The organism is Pyxidicoccus xibeiensis (assembly GCF_024198175.1).
GTDB lineage: Bacteria > Myxococcota > Myxococcia > Myxococcales > Myxococcaceae > Myxococcus > Myxococcus xibeiensis.
Window position 1 is genome coordinate 1,110,908 of record NZ_JAJVKV010000003.1, and the last position, 16,683, is coordinate 1,127,590.

Genomic DNA, 16,683 nt, shown 5'->3' on the forward strand with positions numbered 1-16,683 from the left:
GGCGTCCTGACCGTTAGTCATTCCTTCCGGGAATGGCCATGGCCGAATCGGGCAGCGTGCTGAGTGGTGGACCCTCGCCGGTGGGGGGCGGGCCCCAGCCCAGGCGGGCCAGCAGCGCGGGCTCTCGGCCGGGCTTCCAGATGAAGGCATCCAGGACGTAGTGCGTGGCCTGGGGAAGTGCCAGCAGTGGCACCAGCAGCGCGAGTACATCTGGCGGAAGGTCGACAGAACCCTGCCCGAAGAGGAGGGAGCGCTCGTGCCAGATGACGCGGTCCCAGAGGAACTCCTCCGCCAGGGCCAGGGCCACGAGGAACAGGAGGAAGCCGGGCAGGCCCGCGCGCAGCAGGGCGCCGCCCGCGCCGTAGCCGCCCTCCGCGTGCCGGCCCCGGGCATAGCGGAACAGCAGCGCGAAGTAGGGCACACCGTGAAGGACGACGTTCATCACGGTGAAGGCGAAGTCATCCCGGGCCAGGACGATGCCGCCGAACCACGCCCCCCAGGTGGCGGCGACGAGGAGCACCTTGCCTGCCTGCACGCCCTGGCCGCGCGCCACGCGGACGACCTGGAAGCCGGCCCAGGTGGCGAGCACGACGGCATGGAGGGCCAGGGCCATGGTGCCGGCCACGCGGGGGAGGCCAGCGAGGAAGTCGCCCTCGACGAACCACCAGAAGGCGCGGGGAAGGTTGGCGTGCCACCAGACGACGGGGCCCAGGGTGGCGGCGTAGATGGCGGCGGCGTCCAGGCGACGCTCGGCGGTGGAGGCGCGGGCCTTGCGGCCGTAGAGGGCCACCCAGCCGTACTGCTGGCGGACGAAGTGGGCCAGGGCCACGTAGGCGAACAGCGTCCAGAAGGCGCGGGGCGAGGCGAGGTGGGCGACGACGCCCGCGGCGTAGGCGAGCAGCGGCGCGCCCAGGTAGAGGCCGGGACGGCGGCGCAGCTCGTCGGCATCCAGGTAGGTGCGGAACAGGGTGGACCAGACGTGGGCCACGTCCACGCAGACGACGAAGAGGAGCCAGGCCCACAGCGGCGTGTCACCCACGGCGCCGAGCCACGGCGCGGCGAGCACGAAGGCGACGGAGACGAGCGCGCTGCCGGCGAAGACGGTCAGGTCCACTCCCGGACCGAACAGCCAGCCCTGGGAGGGCGCGAGGAGACGGGGCATCGGAGGGCGCAGGCTAGCAGCTTCGCGGCCCGCGCCCGAGCCCCCAAGGGCGCACCCGGGCGAGCCGGGCACAGCTCCACGCAGGGGGCCTCACGGCCGGGGCCGATGGCTCGGGCCGCTGCGTGTCCTCGCCCCGAGGGAAGCACCCAGGCGAGCCCGGGGCAGCTCCACGCAGGGGCCCCACGGCCGGGGCCGATGGCTCGGGCCGCTGCACGCTTCGCGGAACGGCCCCGGCGCCGGTGGCTCAGCGCACGACGATGTTGACCACCTTGTCGGGCACGACGATGACCTTGCTCACCGTCTTGCCGCCCTCCAGCTGGCGGACGACGTTGGGCAGGGCCAGGGCCTGCTCGCGCACCTCGGCCTCGGGCGTGCCGCGCGCCAGCTCCAGGTTGCCGCGCAGCTTGCCGTTCACCTGGACGGCGTACGTCACCAGGGCGTCCACCGTGAGCGCCACGTCGAACCCGGGCCAGGCCTGCTCCAGCAGGAAGCCCGTGCCGCCGAGCCGCTCCCACGCCTCGTCTCCCAGGTGCGGCGCGAAGGGGCCCACCAGCTTGACGAGGGTGACCAGGTCCTCGCGGGTGCTCCCCTTGCTCGTCAGCTCGTTCGTGTACGTCATCAGCGCGGCGATGGCGGTGTTGAACTGCAGGCGCTCCAGGTCCGCCGTCACCCGTTGGACTGTCTTGTGGCGCAGCCGCTGGTGCGGGTCGTCCTGGGGGGCGCGCGCCGGCTCGAACTCCTCGACCAGCCGCCAGACGCGGCGGAGGAATCGGCCGCAGCCCTCGATGGCCCTCGGGTCCCAGGGCTTGGACAGCTCGAACTCGCCCATGAACAGCTCGTAGAGGCGCAGCACGTCCGCGCCATGCTCGGCCACCACGTTGTCCGGGCTGACGCCGTTCAGCTTGGACTTGGCCATCTTCTCGACCTGGACCTTCAGCGTCTCGCCCGTGGCGCGCAGCACGGCGGTGTCACCGCGCAGCTCCACCTCGGACAGCTCGTGGTAGTGGTCCGCCGCGTCCTGGTACGTGTAGGCCAGCACCGTGCCCTGGTGGCGCAGCTTCTTGAAGGGCTCCTTCGTGGAGACGTGGCCCAAATCAAAGAGCACCTTGTGCCAGAACCGGGCGTAGAGCAGGTGCAGCACCGCGTGCTCGGCGCCGCCCACGTACAGGTCCACGTTCATCCACTGCCGCTCGGCCTCCTTCGACCAGGGCGCCTTGTCGTTGGTCGGGTCCAGGTAGCGCAGGTAGTACCAGCACGAGCCGGCCCACTGCGGCATGGTGTTCGTCTCGCGGCGGCCGGGGCCTCCACACGTCGGGCAGCGCGTCTCCAGCCACTCGGGCAGGGTGGCCAGCGGGGACTCGCCGGTGCCGGAGGGCTCGTAGCGCTCGACCTCCGGCAGGGTGACGGGGAGCTGGTCCTCGGGCACGGGGACGGCGCCACACTTCGCGCAGTGGACGATGGGGATGGGCTCGCCCCAGTAGCGCTGGCGCGAGAAAATCCAGTCGCGCAGCCGGTAGCTCACCGTGCGCCGGCCCTGGCCCTTCGCCTCCAGCGAGGCCACCACCCGCTGCTTCACCTCCGCCGTGGGCAGACCGTCCAGCTCGCCGGAGCTCACCGCGACGCCATTGCCCGTGAAGGCCTTGCCGGGCTCGGCGGGTGCATCGTCCACGGGGCGCACCACCTGCCGGACGGGCAGGCCGAACTTCACGGCGAAGTCCTGGTCTCGCTGGTCATGCGCGGGCACGGCCATGATGGCGCCGGTGCCGTAGGTGGCCAGCACGTAGTCGGCAATCCAGATGGGGATGCGCTCGCCGTTGATGGGATTGATGGCGTGGCTGCCCGTGAAGGCGCCCGTCTTCTCCTTCGCCAGCTCCGTGCGCTCCAGGTCGCTCTTGAGCCGCGCGGCGGCCTGGTAGTCCATCACCGCGGTGCGCTGCTCCGGCGCCGTCAGCGGCTCCACCAGCGCGTGCTCGGGCGCGAGCACCAGGTACGTCGCCCCGTACAGCGTGTCCGGGCGCGTGGTGAACACGCGCAGCTCCGCGCCCGCCGCCGGGCCATCCGCCACGCGGAAGACCACCTCGGCGCCCTCGGAGCGGCCAATCCAGTTGCGCTGCATGGCCAGGGTGGACTCGGGCCAGTCCACCTCGGCCAGGTCCTCCAGCAGGCGGTCCGCGTACGCGGTGATGCGCAGCATCCACTGGCGCAGGTCCTTGCGCTCCACCTGGGAGCCGCAGCGGTCGCACTTCCCTCCGGCGGCCTCCTCGTTGGCCAGGCCCGTCTTGCAGGAGGGGCACCAGTTGATGGGCATCACGCTCTCGTACGCGAGCCCCTTCTTGAACAGCTGGAGGAAGATCCACTGGGTCCACTTGTAGTAGCGCGGGTCGGTGGTGTTGACCTCGCGCTCCCAGTCGTAGGCGAAGCCGACGGAGTCAATCTGCCGGCGGAAGTTGGAGACGGCCTTCTCGGTGGTGATGCGGGGGTGGATGCCCGTCTTGATGGCGTAGTTCTCGGCCGGCAGTCCGAAGGCGTCCCAGCCCATGGGGTGCAGGACGTTCCACCCCTGCATCCGCTTCCACCGCGTCAGGACGTCCGTGGCCGTGTAGCCCTCGCAGTGACCCACGTGAAGCCCCGCGCCGGAGGGATACGGGAACATGTCGAGCGCGTAGAACTTCGGCTTGCTCGAGTCGAACGTCGTCCGGTGCAGGCGGGCCTCGCGCCAGCGGGCCTGCCACTTCGGTTCCACTTCACGGGGGTCAAAGGGCATGGTGGTATTTTCTACGCTCCTGGCGCGGCATTCCTGACCTGTCACAGCCTGCCACGGGCCGATGATGCGATATGAACAGCCGCATCATGCGCGGTTCTCCGCCGCCCCTGGCGGCCCCGACTCCCCTCCCCCACCCCGCTTCCGCCGCAAGCTGCTGGTAGTGAGGCTGCTCGCGGGGACAGCTCCGTGCGCCTCGCCGCGCCCGAGTATCCGCGCGACGGGCTCCAATTCCTCCCTGCGCTAGACATGAGGGCGAAGCCAACGGCTACTCCCATGGAGAATCTACAAGCACGCAGGGAGCTCATCCACCGATTCCAAGCTCGTGGGAGGTCCCATTCAGTTCTACCATTCACGGCCTGGAACGTGAGGACCTGGAACCGATGCCCCGCTACTTCTGGCTGGATGAGGACATGGCAGCAGCAGCGAAGCATGGCGGGTATTTCGACGCGTGGCACAAGTTGGCGCTGCCGGGAGCGAAGTGCCACACGTGTGGCGCGACATGGAGCAATGCGGGGCACCACTATCCTTCTGTCGACCTGTCCCAGCTTCCAGAGCGGAGGGAGTTCGAGAAGCCAAGGCCCGAGCCCTTCTCCGAGTTCGCACGCCTGCGCGAGCTGGTACGTCCCCTGGCTCCCCCGAATGCCGAGCTACCACCGGGTACGGGCTTCGGTTTGTTGGCGGGAACAGCCTCCGGAGAGTTCGGGCCCATCGCCTGGGTGGGAGGCCTGAAGCTCCTCGTGAGCAGGGATGCGCTGGAGCGTCTCCAGACAGGGGGCGTGAAGGGCCTGCTGGCCTGTCCGACGGAGGTGCGGTTCCGGCGGAAGGACTCGCCGGAGCTGCTGGAGCTTCAAATTGAACCCCGGGGCCAGCTGCATCCGGACTGCATTCCGCCGGACGTGCCTCCCCCCTGCCCGACATGCGGCCGGCACGGCTTCAGCCGGCCCGATGAACCCATTCTCGACGCGGCGTCCCTGCCCACGGACCGGGACCTGTTCCGGGTCGGCAACTTCGCTACGATGATCATCGGCACTGAGCCCTTCGTAGAAGCCGTGCGCCGCCTGGAGTTGGACGGCATCACCTTCCGCGAGCTGCCCACACGCTAGACGTGGGTTGAACGAGGCCCGTCAGCGAGGCCGCCCCGCTGATGCGATATGAACCACCGCATCATGCGCAGCCCCCCGCCTCCGCAGGCGAGCTCCGACACTCCTGCTCCGCCACCCCAGCATGCCTCGGGGATGGGGTCGCCCCGCCCTCCCCCACCCCGCTTCCGCCGCAAGCTGCTGGTGGTGATGCTGCTCGCGGGGCTGGTGCCGCTGGTGCTGCTCGGCCTGCTGGCCCAGAGCGCGCTGGAGCGGGTGCTGTCCGTCTCCGTTGCCCCCGTGGAGGGCGTGCTCGACACCGTCTCCGCGGACCTGGAGCGCCGGGGCGTGCCCCAGGACGCGCTGAACGAGGCGCGGCTCAACCTCGCCCAGGCGGAGCTGGCGCGACGGGCCCTGGTGCGCCGCGTGCCCGCGTTCATCGCCGCCCTGGTGCTCGTCTCCGGCGGAGTGCTGGCCCTCTCGGCGGTGCTGCTCGGCCGCGCCCTCACCCGCCCCGTCGTCACCCTCACCGAGGGCATGTGGGCCTACGCACGCGGGGACCTGTCCGTGCGCCTCGCCGCCCCCGAGCCTCCGCGCGACGAGCTCCAGTTCCTCCTGGGCCAGTTCAACCGCATGGGCCAGGAGCTGCTCGTCCAGCGCGAGCGCCTCAAGTCCGCCGAGCAGATTGCCGCGTGGCAGGACGTGGCCCGCGCCCTGGCGCATGAGCTGAAGAACCCGCTCACCGCAATGAAGCTCTCGCTCGCACGTCTGTCCCGCACGGACGCGAGCATGCCCACCGACGCCACCCGCATCACCGAGGCCGTGGCCCTGCTCCAGGAAGAGGTGGACCTCCTGATGCGGATGACCCAGAGCTTCTCCACCTTCGCGAGGCTGCCCGCCCCGCGCTTCCAGGACGTAGCCCTGCGCCCGCTGCTGTCCGAGGTGTGCGCCCTCTACGCGGGCACCTCGCCCGTCCCCGTGGAGCTGCTGCCCGGTCCCGAGCCCACCCTCCGCGCGGACCCGGACGGCCTGCGCCGCCTCTTCGGCAACCTGGTGAAGAACGCCACCGAGGCGTCTCCTGCCGGGGCTCCACCCGTGCGCGTCGCGCTGGAGCCCGTGCAGGACGGCGCCGTGCGAGTCACGGTGACGGACGGTGGCAGCGGCGTCCCGAGCGTCCTGGAAGGCTCTGCCCTCACCCGGGGCCTGTTCAGCACCAAGCCCGAGGGCAGCGGCCTGGGCCTGCCCATCTCGGCGAAGATCGTCCATGAGCACGGCGGCACGCTGCGGCTCGAACCTGCGCCCGGAGGCGGTACGCTGGCGCGCGTGGACCTCCCCCTCACTCCCCCGGCCTCCGCATGAAGCCCGGCCCCCGGATTCTCGTCGTCGATGACGACCCTGGCGTCCTCAAGGCCCTGCGCGGCCTGCTGGCGGACGAGGGCTTCACCCCGGTGGAAGCGCGCTCCACCGCCGAGGCCACGAAGCTGCTCGATGCACCCGAGGGCCCGCCCGCGGTGATGCTGCTGGATTTGCGCATGCCGGCAGAGACGGGCCTGGAGTTCCTCGCGCGCCTGCCGAAGCCCCTGCCCGCGCCGGTGGTGGTGCTGTCGGGTGAAGCCTCTCCGGCGGAGGCCGTGCAGGCGCTGAAGCTGGGCGCCACGGACTTCGTGGAGAAGCCGCCGTCTCCCGAGCGGCTCATCACCGCGCTGCGCAACGCGATGGCGCTGGGCCTGCTCCAGGAGGAGCGCGAGCGACTGCTGGATGCGCTGGCGCGGCCCGGGCACCTCGTGGGTGAAAGCCCGGGCATGGAGTCACTGCGCCACCTCATCGCGCGAGTGGGCCCGAGCGACGCCGCGGTGCTCATCACCGGCGAGACGGGCACGGGCAAGGAGCGTGTCGCGCGGGCGCTGCACCTGGCGTCGGGACGCAAGGGGCGGCTCGTCGCCGTCAACTGCGCGGCCATCCCCTCCACGCTGCTGGAGAGCGAGCTGTTCGGCCACGAGAAGGGCGCCTTCTCCGGGGCCGTGAGCCGGCGCGCGGGCCGCATCGAGCAGGCGCACAGCGGCACGCTGTTCCTCGATGAACTGGGCGACATGCCGCTGGAGCTCCAGGCGAAGCTGCTGCGCGTGCTGGAGACGAAGGAGGTGGAGCGGCTGGGAGGCTCGGTGCCGGTGCCGGTGGACGCGCGCATCCTCGCGGCCACGCACCAGGACCTCGCCCGCGCCGTGCGCGAGGGCCGCTTCCGGCAGGACCTGTTCTTCCGCCTCAATGTGATGCCGTTGCAGATACCGCCGCTGCGCGAGCGTCCCGAAGACCTGCTCCCGCTGGTCCGCGCCTTCGCGGCCGAGCTCGCGGGGCCGAACGTCCCGCTGGTGCTGGCTCCGGGAGCCGAAGCCGCGCTGCGCGCCTATCCGTGGCCCGGCAACGTGCGCGAGCTGCGCAACCTCATCGAGCGGCTCAACCTGCTGCGGGGCGACGGTCCGCTCACGCTGGGGCCGGAGGTCATCCACGGGCCTTCCGTGACGGCCGCGCCCGCGCGTCCCTCGCTGGGAGACAAGAGCTACCGCGAGCACGTGGAGGACTTCGAGCGAGACCTCATCCGCGCCGCGCTCCAGCAGGGCGAGAGCATCGCCGGGGCCGCGCGGCTGCTCCAGGTGGACCGGGGCAACCTCTACCGGCGCATCAAGGCACTCGGACTTCCGGTGCCCTGAGTCCAGGCACGGCGCTCAGGTCCCCTCGCCCAGCAGGAACGGCAATAACTCCTCGGCGCGCCCCAGCACCTCCACGTCGAAGTCCGGGTGGCGCGGCTGCATCGGCGTCAGGTTGACCAGCAACGTCCAGGCCCCCGCGTACTTCGCTCCACGGACGAAGTTCGACGCCGGAGCGACGGTTCCGGACGTCCCCACCGCGAGGAAGAGGTCGCACTCGCGCAGGGCCTTCTTCGCAGCCCACTCCGCGTCCACGGGCAGCGGCTCGTCGAACAGGGTGATGTCCGGTCGCAGCGGCTGTCCACACCGCTCGCACGGCTCCGCCCGCACGCGCTCGGCGACGTCCTCGAACGGCGGCAGCCCACACTCCGGATTGCCACAGCGGGTGCGCAGCAGCGAGCCATGCAGCTCGACAACATTGCGGCTGCCTGCCCGGGTGTGCAGCCCATCCACGTTCTGGGTGACCAGGGTGAAGGACTGCCCCGGACCGAGCCGCGACTCCCACTCCGCCAGCGCGAGGTGCGCCGCATTCGGAGCCGCGCCCCGAAGCGGCCCGCGAAGCGGCCCGAACAAGCTCCACACCCGTGACGGCTCCCCGGCCACCATCGCCGCGTCTGGCACCTCCGCCGCCTCCGGCCGCGTCCACAACCCGCCCGGGCCGCGGTAGGTGGGCAGTCCAGAGGCAACGGAGATGCCCGCGCCGGTGAGGACCACGACCTGGCGCCACGAAGTCGACCTCAGCCTTTCGCGCAGCCGCCGCAGCTCGTCGTCACTCGTGAAGGAGTCCACCATGCGTGGACCCTAACCCGGCAGCCCGGGGTGGAAGGAACGCTCCTTCCACCCCAGGCTCTCGCGACTACGGAGGGTCGCTCAGCCGCACGCGCATCCGCGTCGCGTCCGTCCAGACTCCCACCTCCGGCCCGCCCGTCGTCGCCTGCCGGTCCAGGATGGCGTGCACCACGTCCCGGAGTCGATTCACCCGGTCCACCACTACCGCGTCGACGTCCGGCAGGATGTTCGCCGCGGGCGGCGTCACCATGATGCCGAACAGCCCGTACAGGTCCCTCAGGTCATCCACCTGGTCGTCCTCGCCATCGGTGTCGCGGCCCATCAGCACGCTGTCCTCGCCGTACAGCAGCGCGCGCAGCTCCTCGTCGTTCTCCAGCGACAGCGGCAGCGCCAGCGCCACATACGCGTCCCACAGCAGCCGCGTCCCCGTCAGCTTCTCCGAGGCCACGTGCAGCGGGTCCCCGGCCTTGACCAGGCGGCTGGCGATGGAGGCATAGAAGTCCTTCTGGTGGGTCCTCAGCGCCGCCGCGACGTCGTTGCGCACCAGCGCCCGGAAGGCGTCCGCCATCACGAAGGTGGTGCCCGGCACGCTCGTCAGCGCCCCCCAGTTCTGCTGGATGGACTTGTCCGCCTCGAAGTAGGTGTCCGGGTCGAAGCTCCCCGCCTCGCTCTCCCGCATCACCCGCTTCTTGATGAGGGTGCTGGACGTGAAGGTGTGGGCGTAGACCTGCTGGGTCTCCACCGTGCTGACGGGGACGTGCCGGTAGCGCACGTACACCGTGGCCCTGAGCCGGTATGTGTACTCGATGAGCCCGCCGAAGCCCGTGGGCTCCGCGCTCCACGGCACCCAGTTGCCCTTCGCGCACGTCTCCAGCAGGGCCTCCTTCAGGTCCAGGTTGTCCGCGATGACCAGCGGGCGCAGCACGTCGTGGTTCCACCGCGCCAGGTTGAGCGTCAGGTCCAGGCTCGTGTCCGGCCAGCTCCCGCCACTGCAGCGGAGCACCACCGGCGTCGTCTTCAGGTAGTTCCGCGTCGGCTCCTGGTCCGCCCCGCCCCACAGGTCGATGCCGTAGAGCTTCTTGTTCGGGTTCGTCTCCCACGTCTGCTCGGCGGCGTCGATGAGCGCCCTGAGCGTGTTCCACTGGCTGACGTAGCGCTCATGCAGCCTCGTGAACAGCGACTTGCCAATCCGCTTCAGCGCCACGTGCAGCTCCATGCCGGGCTGCCCCACCTCCACGTGCCGGGTGGAGAGCTGGGACGCGACGTGCGCGGTCTGCTCCTCGGAGAGCCGGGCGTAGGCCTCCGCCCCCGCCATCCACTCCATGGGGCTGGCGAGCCGCGCGGTGGACAGGGCCGGCAGCCCCAGCTTCTGCAGCGGCAGCTGCGACAGGTAGTTGATGTTGTAGGACAGCGGCCGCGTGGCCAGCTCCGACACCAGCCCCACGTCCGAGTAGTCCCGCGTCACGGGCCCCGCCAGCAGGTCCTGCTTCGAGTCCACCGTGGCCCACGTATAGAAGAGCGCCTCGGCCGTCACGTAGTGCGGGTCGTACACCATGGGAACGGGGTTGCGCGCATCCCAGCCCAGGTACAGCGACACGCCGTCGTTGAAGCGGTCCCGGTTGAGGTCCGCCAGGTACGCGTACATGTCGTGGTCCATCCGGTTCAGGTCCGAGTGGACGGTGAACAACGCCTCCTGCAGCTCCTCCACGTTCTGGTTCAGGTAGCCCAGGTTCCAGTCCACCACGTCGAAGCGGCTGTCCATGGCCTCGTGGAGCTTGTTGATGTTGCGGTCCACCCGGTCGAACCGCTGGTTCAGCTGCTGCTGCACCTGGACGATGAGCTCCTTGAGCTTGCCCACCTCCTGCAGGATGACCTGCTCCACCGGCGGCGAGCCGGGCCCGGCGGTCAGCACCGAGAAGAGCTGCACCGCGGCGCCCAGGAGCTGCCCGGTGAGGATGGCGCCGCTGACGATGTTGAAGCCCGTCTCCCCCACCCCGGTGAGCTTTGTGATGCGCTCGGCCAGCTTGATGGAGCTGTCCGTGTAGCCCGCCACCGCCTTCAGCGTGGTGGACAGGGCCTTGGTGTACTTGACGGTGTCCTTCGCCAGTTCCTCCTTGCCCAGCAGGTCCATCAGCTCCGCGGCGAGGCCCAGCGCGGTGTCCACGTCCTCGCCCACGCTCTGGAGCTGCTTCTTGAGCTTCGCCCGGTCCTCCTTCGCCTTGGTGATGGCCGTCTTCAGCGCCTCCAGCTTCGGGTTGGGAGCGGGAGGCGGAGGGGTCGCGGCCGTGGCCAGTGCCGTCGAGGTACCGGCGACCGACTGCAGGGAGATGCTGTCGTGGTACGCCTGCTCGGCGTCATCCAGCGCATAGAGGATGTTGGCGTACTGCTGCGCGGCGTTGAGCCCCTTCGTGGCCACCGACGTCACCAGCGCCTGCGCCTGCGCGGCGGTGGCGACGAGGCTGCCGTCGGGCTGCAGGTGCGCCAGCACGAAGGACTCCAGCGGCTCCAGCGGCAGCATCGCGAGGATGTGCTGGGTGCTGTCGGTGGGCTTGACGTCCAGCGCGGCGCCCAGCTCGCTCAGCTCCAGCGCGGACGGCAGCATCGGGCTCACCTGGGCCAGGTCATACAGCCGGTCCCACGTGGTGGAGAGGAATGCCTCGGCGTGGACGTACCGGTCCACCTGCGGGTGTGGCGAGGACAGCGCGCGCTCGGTGTCCAGCCCCTGGCTCATGCTGGCCAGGAGCTCCTGCGCCCAGGAGCGCAGCGCCCGGCCCCCGGGCGAGGACGGCACCAGTGCCTGCTCGGCCTTCGCGACGATGCGGAGGATGAGCCGCACCTCGGGCCCGCTGGTGTCTTTCACCGGGTCGAACGCATACGTCGACAGCGCGGCGGACACGGTGTCGAGCGCCGCCGCCAGCTCCACGTCCGTCATGCCCGGGTTGTCCCGCGCCAGCGCGTGCGCCGCGCCCGCGACGATGTGGTGACGGGGCTTCGCCTGGTGCCGCGCCGCCGCCGTGAAGACGCGCCGGTTGACCTGCTGCGCCGGCATGAGGACCGGCGTGGTGTCCTCCAGCGCCGCCCTGGCGCTCCTGAAGGTCTCCCCCGCCACCTCGGCTTCGGCCCCTTCCTGCTCCAGGGGCACGCCGCAGGCATTCAGTGTGAGCACGCCCAATAGGGCCCATGTGCCCTGGCGCCCCACGCGGGCGCCCATGGATTTCGTTGTCTTGTTCCGCATCACCGACTCCCTCTTCCACGAAAGAGGGGCCACGCCCCGCGCGGCCCCGGTCCCCCGGTCAGCGCTCGGCGCTCCGGTGGTTCCGATGGCTCATGCGAAAAAGGGCGCGGGACTGGCTCATGCGGAGAGCCGCTCCCCAGGCTGGAGGGCGGAAAGGCACACTGGGAGTGCGCACACGCCCCCACAAGCAACCATGGCCGCGACGCGTCGATAATAGGGGCTCAGACGCACACCGGATGCCCCCACCGGGAGAGCCGCTTCATGTCGAACCGCATTGGTCGCCCCACCTTCGCCCCCACTCCGCCGACCGTGGCGACCCCGGACCGCACGGTGCGCCCGTCCGGAGGCGAGAAGCCCGCCGCCCCCACGGCCCGGGGCGACGGGTTCGACTCGCGCGCCACCCGGACCGGCGCGCCCCTGCTGACCAGCACCCTGGCGCCCACGCCGATTCCCTCCCGCGCCGCCGGGCTCCAGCCCGAGGTGCACAGCGCCTCCGGCTACGAGGCCCACTTCGGCACGGGCCCGGGCGGCCGCAAGGCGCGCGCCACCGTGGAGGGCCAGGGCCAGGTCACGCTGCCCGGCGGCAACGGCCGGGGCCCGTCGTTCCACGCGGAGGCCGGCAAGCCGCTGACCGTGACGGTGGACCCGGCGCGCCTGTCGAAGACGTCCGAGAAGGCGGAGCTGGTGTGGCGCATGGTGCCGGGTGGCACGGAGGTCGCCATCCCCCTCACCGACGGCTCGCGCGACGCGGACGGCCGGCTGAACACGCTGCCCGCGAAGATTGACGTCCCCGAGAACGCCTTCGGCCTGCTGCGGCTGTCCATCCGCACCACGGACGCGGGCGGCCGGGTGTCGAACCAGTGGGACCCCAGCTCCGATGCCGCCATCGCCCCGCCCGAGGGCGCGACGGTGGTCTTCTCCGACGACTGGAAGACCCAGCTCGACGGCAAGCTGCGCGCGGGCGACAAGCTCCAGATTGCGTACGACAAGGACCGGCTCACCGAGCTGCTCGGCGGCCGGGAGCCCTCGGACGTCGTCGCCTGCGTCTCCTTCAACGGCGAGCCTCCCATCGAGGTGCCGCTGACGATGCAGCCGGGCGAGGGCGGCAAGCCGGGCGGCATGTTCATGCCCTCCCTCAAGGTGCCGATTGAGGCGACGGAGATGTCGCTCTGGTTCAAGGGTCAGGGCGAGGGGAACACGGGCTGGGACTCGTCCTTCGGGCAGAACTACAAGTTCAAGGTCGGCCACGCGCGGGACGACGCCGACCCCTCCTGGAAGGCGGAGATGCTGCGCAGCACCAGCTTCCCCAACCTGAAGGAAGAGGACTTCGTCGGCATCGGCCCCTCGTCGCAGCGCTACAACTGCATCGCCTGGACCATGGGCATCCAGGACCAGTGGGTGTGGCCGGGCACGAAGGTGGAGGACTTCGACAAGCTGTACGCGACGCAGGGCTACAAGCCCATGTCCGAGCTGGACCTGAGCAACGACCCCAGCCTCGAGAAGATTGTCGTCTACGGCCTCCAGCCGAAGAACGGGAGGGGCCAGGTTGAAGTGACGCACGGCGCGCTGATGGACGAGCAGGGCCGCCTGACGAGCAAGATTGGCACCCAGCCGCTCATCCGTCACAACAGCGCTGACGACCTCACCGGTCCTTCGTATGGTGAGCCCGTGCGCGTCTACGTGCGTCCCCGTCAGCCCGCGGTGAACAACTCATGAGCGATGTCGGTGCCCGCTTCGAAGGGCTGGCGAAGGACTGGGAGGCGCACTGCGCGGCACACCGCGAGGCGTCCAACCCCTACGTGTTCCTCAACCACCCCTCTTTCGAGGCGCTCGTCGCGCTGGGCCGGCCCGCCGTGCCCCTCATCATCGAGCGCTACCGCGAGGGCAGCCTCTTCTGGGGGGCCGCCCTCCGGCGCATCACCGGCGTGAGCACCTTCGGAGATGGCGTCGTGGGCAACCTCTCGGAGACCCGGCGCAATTGGCTGAAGTGGTGGGACGTCAATCAGGCCAGCTTCACCGGCCGCGCGTCTTGAGCACCTTCCAACGAGGATGACTGGCCCCACCGTGCTCCGCGGAGTCCTGACTCCGCTGGGGCACCGGTGTGCCGTGCCGTCAGCCCTCGCCAGTCCCGGGTGAGACATCGCGAACGCGGCTTCGTGCGGAGGGCAGCAAGCCCGCGCGCGACCTCGTGCAATCGCCCCGCTCGATGTCAGTATCACATCACGGCTCGACATCAGGATGTGCCCGTGACATCGAGCGGCCTGGCTGCCCCTCGTCCTTTCGAGCACTTGCCTCACACCATCGATTGGAACGGCACGTGCTCTCCCCTCCGGACATGAACCGCTTCGCGCTCTTCCTCTGCCTCGTCTCCCTCGCCTCCGGTGCGCAGCCCGGACCGGATGCCGGCACCCCGGCGGGTCCCGCCGCCACCGCCACTGAACCCGCGAAGGCCCCCGGAACGCCTCCGGACGGCACCGCCCCACCCGCTGCGGGTGACGTCGTCGGCACGCCGCCCTCCCCGGCCGAGCCTCCTGCCCCGCCCCGCTCCGCAGACCGGCGTGAGGACCGCGATGACGACCGTGACCGCGATGACGACCGCGACCGGGACGATGATCGAAAGCGAAGCCGCGACCGTGGAGAGGACGACGACCGCGACGAGGACTCGCGGCACGGCGCCAGGGGACGCAACAAGGCCCACGCCAAAGCCACAGAGGACGGACAGGAAGCGCGCGACGCGTGCCCCGACGACTACGGAGACGAAGACGAGGAGGAAGACGAGGACGACACCGGCATTCTCGAGCCGCTCCAGCTCAGCGTGGACGGCAAGCCCCTCACTCCTGGCAGCATGGAGCTTCACGGCCTCCAGCGACTGACGGAGCAGCAGGTGCGCGCGCTCATCGGAGCGTCCGACACGCCTCCCCAGGGCACGCTGACCGCGAAGGAGGCGCAGACGTTCCTCCGCCGGCTCGCGCGCACGGGCCTCTTCGCCCGCGTGGAGCCGCGCCTGCGCGTCCCCGAGCAGGGGCCCGCCGTGCTGGAGGTCCACCTGGAGGAGAACCCCACCGTCACCTCCGTGGAGCTGGAGGGACTCCAGGACCTCCAGGCCCCCGAGCTGCTGGAGGAGCTGTTCCGCCTCCCGCACTACTTCCCCGACGAGGACGAAGACGAGGACGAGGACATCATCGCCACCCTGCGCCTCGACACCCGCCGCGGCACGCTGTCGGTCATCCGCTCGTGCCCGCCTCCGCGCCCCCCGCGCGAGTGGGTGGCCCGCCTGGAGCGTGACGAGTTCCGGCCCGGCATCGTCCTGGGTGGCGTGGCCCAGGCGCTGGAGCAGACGCTGAAGGACCTGCGTGACGACGGCTACCTCCTCGCGAGCCTGTCCGGCACCCTGCACCCGGATGGCCGGCTGGTGGTGACGGTGGACGAGGGCCGGCTGGAGGGCGTGGACGTGCAGGGCGTGGGCCCGGAGATGGCCGCGCGGGTGCGTGAGGAGCTGGACCTGAAGCCCGGCGACGTCTTCCTGCGCAGTGACGCGCGGCGGGCCATGGAGCGCCTGGAGACGCGCCTGCCCTTCCTGAAGCCCGTGGACCTGGACGATGACGACGACGGGTTGCACCGCCGGGCCCGCGTCGTCGAGGAGCGAGAGGCCGACGGCACACGGCGCTACCGCACGCAGGAGCAGGAGCGCCGCCAGAAGCGCCGGCGCGAGCAGGTGGAGTTCGAGCTCAGCTTGCGCCAGCTCACCGAGTGGTGGGAGCACGAGCGCGAGGGAGAGGGCATCACCCTCGACGGGAAGCGCCTGGTGGTGCACGTGCGCCCGCGTCCCCCGGACCTGGACCTGGACCTGCTGCCGGTCCACACACAGGTGACGGGCTTCGCGCCGGGCGTGTCGGGCAACCTGCGCATCTGGGACCCGAAGGACCGGGCCCACGTCACGGTGGACGCGGCCCTCTTCATCCCGCTGCGGCTGGGAGGCCAGCGCCTGCCGGACGACCCCGAGGGGACGAAGCGCCAGCGCCGGCTGAACCTGCTGGGCGGTGCGAAGGTACGGGTGCCCGCCCTCCGGCTCGCGGAGCTGGGCGCCCAGGTGTACGACTTCACCGACACGCTGGACCGCTGGCGGCTGGGAGACATCGACTCGTACATCTACTCGTTCCTCATCAACCGGCCGGACCGCGAGTACTTCCGCCGCAAGGGCCTCACCGCCTTCGCCACCTGGCGCTGGGCGGACGACTGGCTCGCGGGCGCCGAGTTCCGCTCGGACCGCTACGAGTCGATGCGCAGCTTCACCCCGCCGCTCACCGTGTTCCGTCGTGACTCGGCGCCCTTCACCAACTCGCCGGTGACCGAGGGCCGCTTCAAGTCCGTGGTGCTCCGGCTGGAGTACGCCAGCGACGCGTCACCCGCCGCGGACGTGGGCTCCCTCTTCCGTACGCCGGAGACGACCCTCTTCGACCGGGATAGCGACTCGAAGAAGCGCGCCTCCCTGCGCGGGCTGCTCACGCTGGAGGTGGGTGACGGCCCGGGTGCCTCCGGCGCCGCTGACGCGCGGTTCTGGAAGCTGGTGAGTGACCTGTCGCTGGACGTACCCATGGGCTGGGACACGGGGCTGCGCCTGCGCGTGCGCACCGCCGGCGGCGACGACCTGCCCGAGCAGAAGCGCGAGGCGCTGGGCGGCTGGACGGCGCTGCGGGGCCATGGCTTCAAGGAGTTCCGCGGCGACGTGTCGCTGCTCACCACGGCGGAGTACCGCTGGCAGTTCTTCGGCATCTTCGCGGACGTGGGCTCGGTGCGCGCGGACGACGCGTGGACGGAGGCGCGGCTGGGTCTGGGTGGCAGCTTCCACTTCGGCGATGACGTGCGCCTGGACGTCGCGTGGCGCACCGACGAGAAGGCCACGGCCACGCCGGAAGCACGGCTGCTCTTCGTAAGGACGTTCTGACGCG

11 protein-coding genes are annotated in these 16,683 nt (G+C 70.8%); 6 read left to right on the forward strand and 5 right to left on the reverse strand.

The annotated features are described in order from the left end of the window. Positions 1–13: 13 nt before the first annotated feature. Together LXT23_RS17405 and leuS are read right to left on the reverse strand one after the other, a co-directional pair. A complete protein-coding gene (locus LXT23_RS17405; RefSeq protein WP_253981285.1) occupies positions 14–1,162 on the reverse strand; it encodes a hypothetical protein in 1,149 nt (382 codons plus the stop codon). Between the two features lie 244 nt (positions 1,163–1,406). Next, positions 1,407–3,926, reverse strand: a complete 2,520-nt coding sequence (gene leuS / locus LXT23_RS17410; RefSeq protein WP_253981286.1) for a leucine--tRNA ligase — start codon at positions 3,924–3,926, stop codon at positions 1,407–1,409. A 380-nt stretch (positions 3,927–4,306) separates the two neighbouring features. On the opposite strand from leuS, the gene sitI6 reads away from it, so the two are divergent. The 3 genes from sitI6 (at position 4,307) to LXT23_RS17425 (ending at position 7,713) form a co-directional block, all read left to right on the forward strand. Beyond that, positions 4,307–5,029 (forward strand): SitI6 family double-CXXCG motif immunity protein, encoded by a 723-nt coding sequence (sitI6, locus tag LXT23_RS17415; protein WP_253981287.1) that lies wholly within the window; start codon positions 4,307–4,309, stop codon positions 5,027–5,029. Positions 5,030–5,161: 132 nt separating this feature from the next. Next, positions 5,162–6,364 carry a sensor histidine kinase gene (locus tag LXT23_RS17420; RefSeq protein WP_253981288.1) on the forward strand — a complete coding sequence of 401 codons (1,203 nt, stop codon included), beginning with the start codon at positions 5,162–5,164 and terminating at the stop codon, positions 6,362–6,364. Continuing rightward, positions 6,361–7,713 (forward strand): sigma-54-dependent transcriptional regulator, encoded by a 1,353-nt coding sequence (locus LXT23_RS17425; protein WP_253981289.1) that lies wholly within the window; start codon positions 6,361–6,363, stop codon positions 7,711–7,713. The genes LXT23_RS17420 and LXT23_RS17425 overlap by 4 nt, the downstream gene beginning before the upstream one ends. Before the next feature lie 15 nt (positions 7,714–7,728). Here LXT23_RS17425 and LXT23_RS17430 read toward each other — a convergent pair whose 3' ends face one another. After that, positions 7,729–8,502, reverse strand: coding sequence for an SIR2 family NAD-dependent protein deacylase (locus LXT23_RS17430; protein WP_253981290.1), 774 nt, complete (start codon positions 8,500–8,502; stop codon positions 7,729–7,731). A gap of 64 nt (positions 8,503–8,566) precedes the next feature. Further along, on the reverse strand, positions 8,567–11,734 hold the full coding sequence (locus LXT23_RS17435; protein ID WP_253981291.1) for a hypothetical protein: 3,168 nt from the start codon (positions 11,732–11,734) through the stop codon (positions 8,567–8,569). A gap of 261 nt (positions 11,735–11,995) precedes the next feature. Between LXT23_RS17435 and LXT23_RS17440 the strand changes: the two genes are divergently transcribed. Both LXT23_RS17440 and LXT23_RS17445 read left to right on the forward strand, forming a co-directional pair. Continuing rightward, the gene (locus LXT23_RS17440) at positions 11,996–13,450 is read left to right on the forward strand and encodes a DUF6209 family protein (protein ID WP_253981292.1); all 1,455 of its coding nucleotides are present in this window, start codon (positions 11,996–11,998) and stop codon (positions 13,448–13,450) included. Continuing rightward, positions 13,447–13,767, forward strand: coding sequence for a hypothetical protein (locus LXT23_RS17445; RefSeq protein WP_253981293.1), 321 nt, complete (start codon positions 13,447–13,449; stop codon positions 13,765–13,767). Before LXT23_RS17440 ends, LXT23_RS17445 begins: the two co-directional genes overlap by 4 nt. Before the next feature lie 260 nt (positions 13,768–14,027). On the opposite strand, the gene LXT23_RS17450 is transcribed toward LXT23_RS17445, so the two are convergent. Next, on the reverse strand, positions 14,028–14,591 hold the full coding sequence (locus tag LXT23_RS17450; RefSeq protein WP_253981294.1) for a hypothetical protein: 564 nt from the start codon (positions 14,589–14,591) through the stop codon (positions 14,028–14,030). On the opposite strand from LXT23_RS17450, the gene LXT23_RS17455 reads away from it, so the two are divergent. Then, entirely contained in the window at positions 14,580–16,679 is a 2,100-nt protein-coding gene (locus tag LXT23_RS17455; RefSeq protein WP_253981295.1) for a BamA/TamA family outer membrane protein, read from the forward strand. The genes LXT23_RS17450 and LXT23_RS17455 overlap by 12 nt on opposite strands. Positions 16,680–16,683 lie beyond the last annotated feature (4 nt).